The 14,227-nt window shown below is 44.1% G+C and carries 12 protein-coding genes and 1 tRNA gene; 8 read left to right on the plus strand and 5 right to left on the minus strand.

What is annotated here, in order from left to right:
• Positions 1–22 precede the first annotated feature (22 nt).
• Both D2V05_RS15515 and D2V05_RS15520 read right to left on the minus strand, forming a co-directional pair.
• Positions 23–1,927, minus strand: a complete 1,905-nt coding sequence (locus D2V05_RS15515) for a propionyl-CoA synthetase (RefSeq protein WP_119648623.1) — start codon at positions 1,925–1,927, stop codon at positions 23–25.
• Positions 1,928–2,083: 156 nt separating this feature from the next.
• Positions 2,084–2,557 carry a GNAT family N-acetyltransferase gene (locus tag D2V05_RS15520; protein ID WP_119648490.1) on the minus strand — a complete coding sequence of 158 codons (474 nt, stop codon included), beginning with the start codon at positions 2,555–2,557 and terminating at the stop codon, positions 2,084–2,086.
• A gap of 70 nt (positions 2,558–2,627) precedes the next feature.
• On the opposite strand from D2V05_RS15520, the gene D2V05_RS15525 reads away from it, so the two are divergent.
• On the plus strand, positions 2,628–3,728 hold the full coding sequence (locus tag D2V05_RS15525; protein ID WP_235855475.1) for an adenylate/guanylate cyclase domain-containing protein: 1,101 nt from the start codon (positions 2,628–2,630) through the stop codon (positions 3,726–3,728).
• A gap of 131 nt (positions 3,729–3,859) precedes the next feature.
• Positions 3,860–4,807 (plus strand): TerC family protein, encoded by a 948-nt coding sequence (locus D2V05_RS15530; RefSeq protein WP_119648491.1) that lies wholly within the window; start codon positions 3,860–3,862, stop codon positions 4,805–4,807.
• 48 nt (positions 4,808–4,855) lie between these two features.
• Here D2V05_RS15530 and D2V05_RS15535 read toward each other — a convergent pair.
• A tRNA-Gln gene (locus D2V05_RS15535) sits at positions 4,856–4,927 on the minus strand.
• Positions 4,928–5,120: 193 nt separating this feature from the next.
• On the opposite strand from D2V05_RS15535, the gene D2V05_RS15540 reads away from it, so the two are divergent.
• A complete protein-coding gene (locus D2V05_RS15540) occupies positions 5,121–8,486 on the plus strand; it encodes a glycosyltransferase family 117 protein (protein ID WP_119648492.1) in 3,366 nt (1,121 codons plus the stop codon).
• Between the two features lie 34 nt (positions 8,487–8,520).
• Here the strand turns inward: D2V05_RS15540 and D2V05_RS15545 are convergent, their stop codons facing one another.
• Positions 8,521–8,817, minus strand: a complete 297-nt coding sequence (locus D2V05_RS15545; RefSeq protein ID WP_036382448.1) for a thioredoxin family protein — start codon at positions 8,815–8,817, stop codon at positions 8,521–8,523.
• A gap of 263 nt (positions 8,818–9,080) precedes the next feature.
• On the opposite strand from D2V05_RS15545, the gene D2V05_RS15550 reads away from it, so the two are divergent.
• From D2V05_RS15550 to D2V05_RS15560, 3 genes are all read left to right on the plus strand, one after another.
• On the plus strand, positions 9,081–9,434 hold the full coding sequence (locus tag D2V05_RS15550) for a hypothetical protein (protein ID WP_119648493.1): 354 nt from the start codon (positions 9,081–9,083) through the stop codon (positions 9,432–9,434).
• An 85-nt stretch (positions 9,435–9,519) separates the two neighbouring features.
• Positions 9,520–10,542, plus strand: coding sequence for a sensor histidine kinase (locus tag D2V05_RS15555; RefSeq protein WP_183114852.1), 1,023 nt, complete (start codon positions 9,520–9,522; stop codon positions 10,540–10,542).
• A gap of 4 nt (positions 10,543–10,546) precedes the next feature.
• On the plus strand, positions 10,547–11,320 hold the full coding sequence (locus D2V05_RS15560) for a LytR/AlgR family response regulator transcription factor (protein ID WP_119648495.1): 774 nt from the start codon (positions 10,547–10,549) through the stop codon (positions 11,318–11,320).
• On the opposite strand, the gene D2V05_RS15565 is transcribed toward D2V05_RS15560, so the two are convergent.
• A complete protein-coding gene (locus D2V05_RS15565; RefSeq protein WP_119648496.1) occupies positions 11,321–12,259 on the minus strand; it encodes a zinc metalloprotease in 939 nt (312 codons plus the stop codon).
• A 226-nt stretch (positions 12,260–12,485) separates the two neighbouring features.
• On the opposite strand from D2V05_RS15565, the gene D2V05_RS15570 reads away from it, so the two are divergent.
• Together D2V05_RS15570 and D2V05_RS15575 are read left to right on the plus strand one after the other, a co-directional pair.
• On the plus strand, positions 12,486–13,262 hold the full coding sequence (locus D2V05_RS15570) for a sterol desaturase family protein (protein ID WP_119638571.1): 777 nt from the start codon (positions 12,486–12,488) through the stop codon (positions 13,260–13,262).
• A gap of 153 nt (positions 13,263–13,415) precedes the next feature.
• Entirely contained in the window at positions 13,416–14,159 is a 744-nt protein-coding gene (locus tag D2V05_RS15575) for a hypothetical protein (RefSeq protein ID WP_147378296.1), read from the plus strand.
• Positions 14,160–14,227: the final 68 nt, after the last annotated feature.

Here is a 14,227-nt window from a genome sequence, read left to right on the forward strand (position 1 = left end):
CTTTAGCTCCCTTTTTTATTCTTTATTTTTTCTCAAAAACACCCACCATCTGACCTTCAAACAGTGCTTGGATCTCCGAAAGTATTTCGGGATCATCAATGGTTGAGGGTACATTGTATTCCTTTCCATCGGCAATGGCCCTGATGATTTTTCTGAGTATTTTTCCTGAACGTGTCTTGGGCAAGCGTTCGGCCACCAATACTTTTTTAAGTGATGCCACGGGGCCTATTTCTTTCCGTACATCATTTACGACTTCGGACTGTAATTGAAAATGTTCAATTTCCGAACCAGCTTTGAGTACTGCAAGTGCCAGAGGTATCTGACCTTTAAGGTCATCCTCTATCCCCACCACACAACATTCGGCCACATCGGGATGTTTGGCCACCACTTCTTCCATTTCCGCGGTAGACAAACGGTGTCCGGCCACATTGATGATATCATCTACCCGTCCTGTGATGAACACATATCCCTCCTCATCAATATATCCCCCATCACCCGAGAAATAATAGCCTTCAAATCGTTCCAAGTAGCCTTTCACGAATCGTTCCGTATCTCCCCAAAGGTTGGGCAAGGTTCCTGGGGGCAAGGGTAATTTTATGGCCACGTAGCCTTCCTCACCTTGGTCAGCTTGGGTACCATCTTCCCGAAGGATTTGGACATCATAGCCACAAACAGGTTTGGTTGCCGATCCCGGTTTTACCTCAAAATGACTTTCAAACCCCATCATGTTGGCCACAATGGGCCACCCTGTTTCGGTTTGCCACCAGTGATCGATCACGGGGACGTTCAACTTTTCTCCTGCCCACTCCAAAGTGCTCACATCGCAACGTTCCCCGGCCAAGAAGAGATATCGCAAATTGCGCATTTCAAATTGCTTGATAAATTCTCCATGGGGATCTTCCTTCTTGATGGCACGAATGGCCGTGGGGGCCGTGAACATGACATTGACCTCGTGATCACTGATCACCCTCCAAAAAGTGGAAGCGTCAGGAGTACGAACGGGTTTCCCTTCAAAAAGTACCGTGGTACAGCCATAGATCAAGGGAGCGTACACAATATAACTGTGTCCTACTACCCATCCCACATCGCTGGCCGCCCAAAAGACCTCACGAGGGTTGACTCCGTAAACATGTTTCATACTGTAGTGCATGGCCACGGCATGCCCTCCATTGTCCCGAATGATTCCCTTGGGCTTGCCCGTTGTTCCCGAAGTATACAAAATATACAAGGGGTCGGCGGCATCCACTTCGGTCCAACGAACAGGATCCGCAATTTTCATCAAAGTGGCATAATCAATATCGTTTTCACCATCTGGACGTACAGCTCCGAGTTTTCGGTTGAATACGATTACATGTTCCGGGGAATGGGTTGCCATTTTGATGGCTTCATCCACCATGGGTTTATAGGGAATGATACGGTCTACCTCGATGCCTGAAGTCGCCGTGATGATGAGTTTCGGTTTGGCATCGTCTATTCTGATGGCCAACTCATGCGGGGCAAATCCGCCAAAAACTACGGAGTGTACCGCACCAAGCCTTGCACAGGCCAACATGGATACCACGGCTTGGGGAATCATAGGCATGTAAATGATGACTGTGTCCCCTTTTTCCACTCCCAAGCGCTGCATCCCACCAGCCAATCGGCTTACCATATCCCTCAATTCCAAATAGGTATATTTCGCTATAGATTGCGTAACCGGGGAATCGTAAATCAGTGCAATGTCGTCTCCCCGACCGTTTTCGATATGGGCATCAAGGGCCAAATAAGAGGTGTTCAACTTTCCCCCTTTGAACCATCGGTAAAACCCATTAGCATCCTTACTGATTGCCCGAGTTGGTTTTTGAAACCAACTGATCTGCGAAGCTTGATCCATCCAGAAATTTTCCGGATCTTTTATGGATCTTTTGAACTCCTGTTCATAAGTAATCTGCGCCATTGTTCATGTAGTTTGTTTAATCTGTTTGTGCATGTAACCACCATAACAGAACTACCTGATTTCAAAGTAGTTCTAAAGATAAATACCTGCCTAATGTACAGATTAATCCCCTGTGGAACGGTTTTTATTTTGCTAAATTGATATAGGTCAACCACTCTTCTTCAACAACCGATACCTAACGAATGGTACACTTTGGATCTGCACTTCTCCTTCTTCTTGGAACCCCAATCTTAAAAGCCCTTTGACCTTAGTTCTGGTTTGGGGCAGCAAAATGGTGATGGAGTCGAGTCCCATTTCATTAAAAGCTTTCTTGATGATCTTGGTATAAATGGACTTACCCAAGCCCCAATGGTCAGGATGTAGCACCATGGCCAAATCAGCCTCCCCGTTTTCAGGTTGCAGTCCGCCCCAACCCACAAAAGCATCATCCACATAAAAAGCCCAGGGACCATAACCGAATTCAATCCACATTTGCTCCTTTGCAGTTACAAATTTTTCCAAATCCTCCTCTGTGAAATCCCCTTGGAACAACGGCATTTGTCTTCGTACCAATTCATGGTTCATCAATAAGAGCAGATCAGCAGTACCGACTTCGTGAAGTCGCTTGAATTCAATCTTCATTTGAATGGATTAACTTTCCATTGGTTCGGATTGGTCTTCATCCATTACAAAATCCTGCTACCTTTATACCATGATCAACCTTGGGAAACCCAAAACCAAATACTACTTAAAACGAATACTGCCTTTCGGAATCATCTGGCTGGCTTTGAGTTGGTTTGTGCTCCTTATCGAGTCCATGGCCACCGACTATGAAAACAAACGCCCGGAAACGGATATTACAGTAGACTGGGCCATTTTTCTATTTGCCTCCTTTGCGGTTTTCATGGTAGGAATTGCCATGGGAACCGTAGAAGTACTTTGGTTGGGAAAGCAGTTTAAATCGAAAAGTTTTGGCCGTAAGATTCTTTATAAAATGGGGTTTTACCTATTGTTCATGCTGGTCATCAATTGCATTACTTTTCCACTGGCGGCCAGTATAGAGATGGGCACCTCTATTTTGGACAATGGAGTTTGGGACAAATTTTCCCATTACATTGTGAGTTCTACCTTTTTGAGCACCATGGTATCCCTTTCCTTCAGCATTTTTGTTTCCTTGTTGTATTCTGGAATCAGCGAGCATTTAGGGCACGATGTTTTACTCAATTTCTTTTCCGGAAAATACCACCGTCCTCAAGCCGAAACCCGAATCTTTATGTTCCTCGACATGAAGTCTTCCACTTCTTTAGCAGAGCAATTGGGGCATCAAACCTATTTTCAATTTTTAAGGGATTATTATAACCAACTCTCGGATGCCATTATTCAATTTAAGGGTGAAGTGTACCAATACGTTGGGGATGAAATCGTGATTTCTTGGAAAAAAGAGGAGGGTGTTTCGCATCAAAATTGCATCCAATGTTTCTACGCCATGAAAGAGCGCCTAAGGAAAAAGTCGAGCTATTTTGAAAAAAAATACGGTGTAGTCCCTTCCTTTCGGGCAGGTATGCATATGGGACAGGTGACCACGGGAGAGATCGGGGCACTTAAAAAAGAAATCTTTTTTACGGGTGATGTATTAAATGTAACGGCCCGAATCCAGAAACTGTGTAAGACTTATGGAAAAGAATTGCTTCTTTCAGGTCAACTGAAAGATGTACTGGATGAAAAGGGACCCATCAACTTTGAACCCATGGGCACTATGGAACTGGAAGGCAGAAAGGAACCCGCGGCACTGTTTTATCCGGCTTATCCCTAAAACATCTTCATAAGTTCTAGTTTTCAGCTTGCCATCTTCCCTTTCCTTGTTAATAAAATTGCAAATTTGAAGGTGGATTTTAACAAAGCCCGTGCTGTTTGGTATTTTCGCAGTCGCGATACAGTTCAAGTATGATGGTCTGGATAATCTTCCTGTTGGGAATACTTTCCTTTTTAGCCCTCGATCTCGGTGTTTTCAATAAAAATGCCCACATTATCAGTGTTAAGGAAGCATCGATGTGGACCAGTATTTGGGTTACCTTGTCCCTTCTGTTTTCCTTGGTGATCTATTGGCTTTATAGTACGGGCAAAATCGATAATCCGGATCAATTAAAACCCACGGGGGCCAGCATGAAATACCTGACAGGTTATCTCATCGAGCTTTCCCTGAGCATTGACAACATTTTTGTAATTGCCGTAATTTTCGGTTCGTTCCGGATTCCACAGAAATATCAACATAGGGTCTTGTTTTGGGGCATTTTGGGAGCCATCATCTTTAGGGCCCTCATGATTTTCTTCGGGGTTGCCCTGATCAAAAAATTTAGCTTTACCACCTATATTTTTGGGGCATTCCTGATTTTTACGGCCATACGCATGGTCGTTTCCAAGGAAAAGCCTTTCAATCCGAAAAAATCCTTTGTCTACAGAAACTTGCGAAAGGTGATGCCGATTACCTCCCATATGCAAGGGCAAAAATTCTTTATCAAAATAAAGCATATTACGGCGGCCACTCCACTTTTTATTGCGTTGGTGGTCATTGAGTTCACGGATATTTTGTTTGCCCTGGACAGCGTTCCGGCCATTTTGGCCATTACTTCCGACCCATTTTTGGTCTTCAGTTCCAATATTTTTGCCATATTGGGTCTCAGGTCCATGTACTTTTTCTTGGCCAATATGCTGAACAGGTTCCATCACCTGAAATACAGTTTGGTGGCCATTCTAAGTTTTGTGGGGATCAAACTCATTTTGGCCCATTATTACACTTTCCCTGAATGGGTATCCCTTGGGTTTATTGGAATTTCCCTTTTAATTGGGATTTTGGTTTCCTTTTTGGATAAGAATCCTAAGAACGACCAGTAATTCAAAACATTAAAAAACCTCCCGATCTTGCGAAGGGGAGGTTTTACGTTGGCCTACTAGGACTCGAACCTAGAATGACTGAACCAAAATCAGTAGTGTTGCCAATTACACCATAGGCCAGTACCACATCAAAGCCAAAATTGTTTCAGCTTTTGAGCGTGCAAATTTAGAACAAACTTTGGTATCAGCAAATATTTTGATAAGAATAGATGCTAATTTTCTCTCCTATCCATGTTAAAGGTTTTCGAAAAATGACCGCCCTTCTCTGCTATATTTACTAAATTCGCCCCAACTCGGTTAACAACCAACTCTTATGTTTGCAAAAGACTTCAAAAAATGGGATACCATCGTCGGGTGGATTTCCTTCGCAATCGCCTTTGCTGTTTATGCCCTGACCGTTGAACCCACAGGAAGTTTTTGGGATGCCGGGGAATATATTTCCACCGCCGCCAAGCTACAGGTTGGTCACCCACCGGGCGCTCCGCTCCTTCAGATGATTGGTGCCTTTTTTTCCATTTTTGCCTTTGGGGACGAAACCAAGATTGCTCTCATGGTCAATGCGGTTTCCATCGTATCCAGTGCTTTTGCCGTACTGTTTACTTTTTGGTCCATTACCAATTTGACACAAAAACTCATCAATTCCGATAAGCCATTGTCCAACAACAAGGCCATAGCCGTTTTGGGAAGTGGGCTTGTGGGTGCATTGGCCTTCACCTTTTCAGACAGTTTTTGGTTTAACGCCGTGGAAACCGAGGTATATGCCATGGCCAGTTTGATTATGGCTCTTTTGCTCTGGCTGGGATTGAAATGGGTAGATAATCTGGACGACCCAAGAGGCCACCGTTGGTTGTTGCTTATCTGCTTTTTGGTGGGACTTACCTTCGGGATCCAGTTTATGGGCTTTTTGGCCATCCCTACCGTTGGCCTGCTTTATTATTTTAAAAGATACAGGACCACCACCGTCAAGAATTTTCTTTTGGCGAATTTGATCGTAGTGGTCATCTTGATATTGGTCTACAAATTTTCGCTCACCTATGTATTGAAATTGTTCGGTTGGAGCGAGGTTTTCTTCATCAACGAAATTGGCCTTCCCTTCAATTCAGGGACCATTATCATGGGATTGCTTTTTGTGGCCGCCTTCTATTTTGGGTTGCGCTATACCCGAAAACACAAGTTTTACTCGGGCAACCTCATCATCATGTGTTTAATGTTCCTCATCCTTGGGTTTTCTTCATGGATGATGCTTCCGATCAGGGCCAACGCCAAGACCGTGGTGAACGAGAACAACCCCGCGGATGCAAGGGCCCTTTTGGCCTACTACAACAGGGAGCAATATCCTGGGGTGGACAGTCCCATTTACGGTGCTTATTATTCCGATGCCTTTGCCCCATCCGGTGAAGACAGGGATGACAGCCCCAAATATGAAAAAGACCTGAAGTTGGGCAAATATGTAATCGTCAATCATTACAAAGGCGCAGTGCCAGGCCCTAACCCAAAGCATGTGGGCCTTTTACCCCGAATGTGGAGCGACCAACATGCCGAGAACTACATGAAATACTTTGGGGTACTCAATTTCAGGATCAAATCCGAATACATTTCCAACAATGATCTTAGGGATGCGGTGAACCAGTTTAAGGCCGCCTACACCAAAGGTGAACTGGACTCCGAACAATACATCCGCTTTTTACGGGAATTCGGGGAATATATTGAAGTGGAGCCCCCAACGTTATGGCAGAACATCCAATATATGTTCGATTTTCAGTTTGGGTATATGTACATGCGCTACTTCATGTGGAACTTCGTAGGGAAGCAGAACGACATCCAAGGCAAGTACGATGAAAATGGTAACTGGCTCAGTGGTGTCGGTTTTATTGATAGCCTGCGATTGGGTAGTCAAAAGAATCTTCCCAGCGATTGGAAGAACAATAAAGGACGTAACACCTACTTCTTCCTGCCTCTGATTTTAGGCATCTTGGGCATCGTTTTTCAAATTTCGAAGAACCCCAAACAATTTTGGGCCCTCTTTGTGTTCTTTATGTTCACGGGATTGGCCATTCAATTCTACACCAACCCATATATCTTCCAGCCCCGTGAAAGGGATTATTCATTGGTAGGATCTTTCTATGTATTCTGCATATGGATAGGTCTTGGGGTATACGGATTGTATGAAGAGTTCAAAAAACTGATTCCTGCCAAGATTGCGGCACCGGCCATTACCACTATATGTTTGTTGGCGGTTCCTTTTTTGATGGCGTTCCAAAACTGGGACGATCATGACCGTTCCGGCAAGTATACAGCTCCCTCCACCGCAAAGGCCTATCTGGATTCCTGTCAGGAAGATGCCGGGGCCATCTTGTTCACCATTGGCGACAACGATACCTTCCCACTTTGGTATGCCCAAGAGATCGAGAACTACAGAACCGATGTCCGCATCGTAAATACTAGTCTATTCGCCACGGATTGGTATATAGACCAAATGAAACGTAAGGCGTATGAAAGTGACCCGATTCCTTCGCAGTTAACACACGATAAGTATCGATACGGAACCCGGGATGCCGTCTATTCTACCAAAGCGGATGATGTTTTCAGAAAACCGATTTCGGAAAGCAGATGGTCCATCAACGATTTTGTGGGCTGGATCGGAAGCGATAATCCCGAGACCAAATTCGGGTTTGTATTGGAGAAACGTGGCATGGACCTAGAGCAATATCCCGAAAGTACCTTGGATATTGTATACTACCCCACCAACAAGATCCGCATTCCGGTGAACAAACAGAACGTCATCGAAAGTGGACTTGTAAAAGAAAAAGATTCTGCATTGATTGTGGACTATATCGACATTGACCTTCCACAAAGTGCCTTACCAAAGAACAGGATATTGATGCTGGATGTCATCGCCAATAACGACTGGAAGCGACCTATTTATTTTTCCGGTGGAAGTTTTGATAGCTCGGAATACATTTGGATGAAGGACTATCTACAATTGGATGGCCTCGTATACAAACTGGTGCCCATCAAGACCCCGAACAAGAATTCGTTTGAAATGGGCCGTATCGATTCCGACCTCATGTATGACATTGTGAAAAATTGGGATTGGGGCAATTCCGGAAGTGATAACATCTACCATGATCCACAGACCCGTTCCCAAGGGCTTTCATTCCGAAGCAATTTGGCCAGGTTGATGGAAACCTTGATCGAAGAGAACAAAATAGACAAGGCCAAGGACGTCATCGACATTGCCATGACCAACATGCCCGTAGAGCACTATTATTTCTATGCCTTTGTGGAACCCTTCGTGGATGGCTACTACAAGGTAGGTGAGACCGAAAAGGCCAGGGAATTGTACGGCAAGCTTAAAAAAATCTATCAGGAACATTTGGAGTACTATTCCAGCATTCCGTTGGATGAGCAATATGAGAAGATCGACGACATCCTATCCGACATGCAGGCCTACAGAAGGAACATCGATATCCTTATCGACAACAAGGACAGGGAATTTGCCGAATCCGAAACGGTCATATTCAATGAGTACATAGACAAGTTCTCCCAATTTGTGGATGACGGGGAAGAAGAACTACTGGAGGAGCCTTCACCCATTGATCCGGATCTGGAAGATTCCATTCCATTGGACACCATTGGGGCCATGGGGGATTCGGTTGTGCCTCAAGAACAGAACTAATAAAAAAAGCGAGGTGAAAACCTCGCTTTTTTTATTAAATATATTCGTTTAAGATGCCTATCAACGTGTTGGCGTCCTGTTCACCGCTCTGCCGCCAGACCATCTCTCCTTTTTTATAGATCATCAGTGTGGGGAGCCCTTTTATACGAAGGGCTTGGGAAAGTTCCTTGTTTTTGTCCACATCAATTTTTATCACTTTTCCCTTATCGCCGAGAGCAGCAGCTACATCGCGTAATACGGGGTGCATGGACGTGGATTGCTCGTTCCATTCTGCATAAAAGTCCAACAACACAGGGACCTTTAAATCTATGAGTTCACCAAACTTGGACATGTATTCTATAGGTTTGTAGTCAAAAGTAAGAAAAAATGTTAAAGTTTAACATTAAGTGAACGCTTTACGGTATTGACCTTAGTTAAATTCACGTTAAACCTTCATTATAAAAAAATGCCCTGGGTTTACCCGTTCTGAACCGCGGATAAAAATTCATCCCCCATCGAGAAAGCTTAACCCTCCCGTTTTTCCGTTTCACCCTTTTTGGCCATCCCGATTGTTGGGATACGCCCTAACATTGCTTCAAATTTAAAACACACATCATGAAAAAAATACTATTGGCAATTATGCTGTTCTCTTTCGCACTTGGTTTCTCACAGGAAGACGAGAAGTACACCGAGATCTTGGAAAAACAAATCGAGACCCTACAATTGACCGGTGAAAAGAAAGAAGCCTTTATCGAAATCAGCGACAAGTACTACGAAAAGATCAAGGCCACCCAAGAGAGCGAAGGCTCCAGAATGTCCAAGTTCAAAGAGCTAAAAGCAATCCAGGACAGTAAAAACGAAGAAATGAAAGCGCTTTTGAGCGAAGACGAATTTGAAGCTTTTAAGGAACTCCAGAAGGAAAACCGAAGCGCACTCAAAGATCGTTTCAAGCAAAAGAGCAAATCATAAAAAGCAACTTTTTCATTCTTAATCCCAGGCTTTCCCGGTCAACTGTTGTGGATTGGGGAAGCCTTTGTACTTTTAAAAAATGAAAATGATCAAGACCGAAAAAAGGGTATTGTTGTTGACCTCTGTTTTAGTGGCCATTGCCTTGAACGTCCACAGACTGTTTGTGCTATTGCCGGGTGAAGCAAGGAACATTGGCCTGCCTTGGGTATTTAACGCACCTGAACTGGCCTACCAGACCCTGTTCCAATTCGGTTTCTGTATTTTCTTTGGCTACCTCAATTTGGCCTGGCTCAATTGGAATGGGGAGAAGGGTAACAAACACCTAGTGAAGAACCTTCTTTCCAACGCCGTATTTTTCGCCGTGCTTTTGGCCATTGGTTCCGCCTCCCAAAAGTTGTTTTTCCAGAATGTGACCAATGTAAGGCTCTTTCGTTTGGGGTACTTTTTTAGGTTGGTTACCAGTTTGGGATTGATTGCCATTTTGGTCAAGATCGTTTTGCTCAACAGGATCCAAAAACGAAAGGAACAGGAGAACGAGCAATTGAAAACGGCCTATTTTGATGCGGAGATCAAAAACCTAAAGGCCCAGATCAACCCTCATTTTTTGTTCAATGCCCTGAGCAGTCTTTCGGCTTTGGTCAGGGAAAATCCGCAAAAGGCCCAAGATTATATCACCCACCTTTCCAAGGTGTTCCGATATTCCCTTGGCAACCACCAAGAGCAATTGATTGGTCTGGACAAAGAGTTGGAATTGTTGGACTCGAACATCCAATTGTTGAAAATGAGATTCGAGGAGGCCCTTCAGGTGCATATCGATGTCCCAAGGACCCAAGGCATCCGATTGCCCCACATGTCCTTGCAACCCTTGTTGGAAAATGCAGTAAAGCACAACTATGTTTCGAAGGAGATTCCTCTGCGTATCGATATTTTTCAGGAAAATGGGGCTCTGCTTTTTAGGAACACCCTTAATGAAGCCGTGTACAAAGAACCTTCAACAGGAATTGGCCTGTTGAACTTGAACGAACGCTATAACATCTTGATGGGCCATTCCATTGAGATTGAAAAAACAGAAGATCATTTTACCGTAAAACTTCCCTTAATTCCCTAGTCACATGTCCATAAACATCGCCATTATTGAAGACGAACCAGCCATTGCCAGAAATCTGGAGTTTACCCTTAAAGAGCTGAATCCGGAAATCCAGGTGTTGAACAAAATGGACAGTGTAAAAAGTTCCGTGGATTGGCTGCAGAAAAACATGGATGCCTGTGATTTACTTTTTATGGACATTCGATTAACGGATGGACTCTCGTTCGACATCTTCAAGATCATAAAGCCCTCCGTCCCTGTCATATTCATTACCGCCTATGATCATTACGCATTGGAGGCCTTTAAAGTAAATGGGTTGGACTATATCCTAAAACCGTTTGAAAGGGATGAAGTGGCCAATGCCCTCCAGAAATTCAGGGATACTCGGGGCATTAAATCAACCGGCAACGACAAGATCCAAGAATTGTTGAACTACCTCCAGATCAATGAGAACAAATCTTATCGGGAGGCTTACTTGGTACACTTCCAAAATAAATTGATCCCCCTACCCGTGGAAAAAATCCATTGGTTCTTTACCGAACAGGAAGTGGTCTATGCCCATACTTCGGATGGAAAAAAATACATCATTGACTCCACATTGGACAAAATATTGGCCGAGATTTCACCAAAACTATTTTATAGGGCCAACCGCCAATTTATAGTGCAACGTTGGGCAGTAAAGGACATTGATTTTTACTTCAACGGCAGATTGATCATCAATGTGGAACCCAGACCCCATGAAAAAATCATTGTAAGCAAGGCCAAAGCCCCTGAATTCAAGAAATGGTTGGATGAATAATCAATACAACGGTTCTTGCGCCAACACCACGAGTTCTTTCCTCCTTGGACAGGTTTCCAACACGGTATGCATGCGATCCATTTGATCTAGAGTGAAGACATTCATGCAACCATCATCCGTATAGTCCATATAATTTTCGATCATTTCCAATTCGGTGCAGGTGATTTTATCCACCGGGCAACCATAACTGGGTTCGGCCGATAAAGGTGTATCGAGACAATAGTCATCATAGGTACAGTCCCCATCACCCCAAATATGTCTCAAGCCCAGCCAATGCCCTACTTCATGTGTGGTGGTTCTCCCCAAATCGTATGGAGCGATCATATCGGGAAAATTGCCCTTTTCGCTGGAGCCAAAATATTTATACCCGATCACGATGCCATCTGTATTGTCGGGTCCATTATCCACATTCAACCCTGGCAGACCGGACTCATCCGGAAACTGGGCATAACCCAACAAATCCCTACTGGCAAATCCGCCAAAATTTACGGTCCAAATGTTGAAATACTTTTCCGGATCCCAAATGGTGAACGGTTTCAAACTGGTTTCAATCGGGTTCCTCAAAAAACCCTTTGGCCATTCGGAACGCCCCCCGTCCACACGATCAATCCCAGGTTCTTCCAAAGCGCTACCGTTCGGGTCTTCGGTGGCCAGAAAAAACTCGATCAAGGTATCTGCACCGGCTTCATTTTCGTTGAACCCATTGCTTCCAATCCTCCTTCTAAAATCCTCATTGAGTACTTCAATTTGCGATTGGATTTGGGCATAACTGATGTTCGCGCCTGATCCAACAGCTTCCCCGTTATGCACTATGTGCACCACAACGGGTATCCTATAAATGGTTTGGTATTGGGTTTCATCCCCATTGAAATCTTCCGAATCGCTAGAACATGCGGAAAGCAACAGCAATAAAAATGTGGTTGCAAAAAGTCTTTTCATGATTGTTGTTTTGCTCCAAAAATATTTCCAATCCTATAGGATTGGCCATGAAAAATTCCTTCAAAGAGGGTATTCGGGGGGCAAGCCTGCAAAATTAAAGGTTGAACCAAAATGCCAATTTGTTAACCGACCTTAAAGGAAATTTCAACGCTAACATTTTCAGCCTCACCTACTTTGCTCCCACACAGCTTTATATTTCGAACCAACTTAGCCCCAAAAAGAAATCATGGACAACAATTTTCGCGCTGGATTTGGGGGTATTGTATTCTTGTTCTTATTGGCTTTGGTGGTAGTGGAGATCATTTGGAGTTGGCGCAAGGACAAAAAGGCGTACAATACCAAGGATACGTTGGCCAATTTGGCCATTTTTATCGGGTTTCAATTATCGAAGGTCCTCTTTTTTGGATTTCAATACACGATTATGGGCTACCTGTCCCAGTTTTCATTGTTCCATTTGAAGAGTACCCCATTGGTGTTCCTGATCAGTTTTGTGGCCGTGGACTTTGTATACTACTGGTACCACAGGCTATCGCACAAAATAAAATTGTTGTGGGCGTTCCACTTGGTGCATCATTCCAGTCTGTTCATGAACCTAACGGTATCCTATAGATTGAATTGGCTCAGTGCCCTGCTTACCCCTTTTGTGGTAGCCCCCCTCATACTAATTGGCTTGCCGTTTGAGTTTATTGCAGCTTCGTTTGGGCTCAACCTGCTCTATCAGTTCTTTCTCCATACCGAAGCCGTGGGCAAGTTGGGTTTTATAGAAGGTATACTGGCCACTCCGTCGGCGCATCGGGTACACCATGGATCCAATGAGCAATATATCGACAAAAACTTCGGGGGCGTATTTATGATATGGGACCGATGGTTCGGCACTTATCAACCTGAAACCATTAAGGCCACTTATGGTGTAACCACAGGCTTTATCAGCAACAATCCGTTTGTGTTGGTCTTCAAGGGGTTTGTGGATTACTTCAAAGGAAAAATGGACTACAAGGGATAACAACAGGCTCACCCCCAGAATTGGCAGGTTCGCCTTTTTTCTGTCTCCCTGACCCTAAGGACATAAGTAGTTTAGCCAAAAAATAACAACAAAAAGAAAATTAATCTTAAACCTTTAAAAATCATGAAACATCTAATCTTACCCAAAACAACAATGAAAAGAAACAACCTTATTTTGCTTGGATTGGCCATTTTGACGCTATCCATCACTTCTTGTAGCGATGATGATGACTCCAATGATGGCACCGAAACTTCCATTACTGAGGAAGAAGCTGCCGAAGCCATCGCCATGGCCGTATCCCCAGAATCCGGAGGAATGGTGGAACAGACCAATCAGGCCATTTACACCATGGAGGAAGACAACTCCGCTTCTAACAAAGCCGAGGATTACGAATGTGGTGTGGAATATGGTTCTTCTTACAACATTTCCGGTCAGTCCGCCAATGTTACCTATAGCGCCAGCTTAACCTGGAGCTGGATCATTGACTGTGGAACGGGGATTATTCCTTCTGCAGCCGATTTTGACCTTACTGGAACCTCTAGCTATGATGGCCCAAGGATATCTTCGGAAGCCAGTACCAGTGCGAGTATCAACATCCAAAACTTGGATGATGCCGAATCCAGCTACGTGGTAAATGAAACGTTCACCGTTTCAGGATCCCAAGAGTCGAATGTGAGCAGCATCAACTCGTTCACCAGTACTATGGAATTCACCACTACAAATCTTACCATCTTGAAGGCCAATTATAACGTGGCCTCGGGAACAGTTTACGCCAGCTTCGTAGGCAAGGCTTCCAATGGAAATATATACGATTATTCCGGCACCTTGGTATTCACCGGAAACCAGACTGCAACACTAACCATGGGCAGTGGGAACACCTACAACTTGGCTTGGTAGTGTAGGTTCCATAATTCTAGAAGAAAGAGCCCCTTAAAAGGGGCTTTTTATATTTCTTGAGTATTGAA

The sequence above is a fragment of the Flagellimonas pelagia genome (assembly GCF_003584135.1).
Classification (GTDB): Bacteria; Bacteroidota; Bacteroidia; order Flavobacteriales; family Flavobacteriaceae; genus Flagellimonas; species Flagellimonas pelagia.

What these genes read in the sequence shown, in the direction of transcription:
- D2V05_RS15545 (WP_036382448.1), bottom strand. Translation starts at nt 8,817, where the DNA reads ATGTCCAAGTTTGGTGAACTCATAGATTTAAAGGTCCCTGTGTTGTTG.
- D2V05_RS15575 (WP_147378296.1), top strand. Translation starts at nt 13,416, where the DNA reads ATGAAAAGAAACAACCTTATTTTGCTTGGATTGGCCATTTTGACGCTA.
- D2V05_RS15570 (WP_119638571.1), top strand. Translation starts at nt 12,486, where the DNA reads ATGGACAACAATTTTCGCGCTGGATTTGGGGGTATTGTATTCTTGTTC.
- D2V05_RS15555 (WP_183114852.1), top strand. Translation starts at nt 9,520, where the DNA reads ATGATCAAGACCGAAAAAAGGGTATTGTTGTTGACCTCTGTTTTAGTG.
- D2V05_RS15565 (WP_119648496.1), bottom strand. Translation starts at nt 12,259, where the DNA reads ATGAAAAGACTTTTTGCAACCACATTTTTATTGCTGTTGCTTTCCGCA.
- D2V05_RS15540 (WP_119648492.1), top strand. Translation starts at nt 5,121, where the DNA reads ATGTTTGCAAAAGACTTCAAAAAATGGGATACCATCGTCGGGTGGATT.
- D2V05_RS15520 (WP_119648490.1), bottom strand. Translation starts at nt 2,557, where the DNA reads ATGAAGATTGAATTCAAGCGACTTCACGAAGTCGGTACTGCTGATCTG.
- D2V05_RS15560 (WP_119648495.1), top strand. Translation starts at nt 10,547, where the DNA reads ATGTCCATAAACATCGCCATTATTGAAGACGAACCAGCCATTGCCAGA.
- D2V05_RS15530 (WP_119648491.1), top strand. Translation starts at nt 3,860, where the DNA reads ATGATGGTCTGGATAATCTTCCTGTTGGGAATACTTTCCTTTTTAGCC.
- D2V05_RS15525 (WP_235855475.1), top strand. Translation starts at nt 2,628, where the DNA reads ATGATCAACCTTGGGAAACCCAAAACCAAATACTACTTAAAACGAATA.
- D2V05_RS15550 (WP_119648493.1), top strand. Translation starts at nt 9,081, where the DNA reads ATGAAAAAAATACTATTGGCAATTATGCTGTTCTCTTTCGCACTTGGT.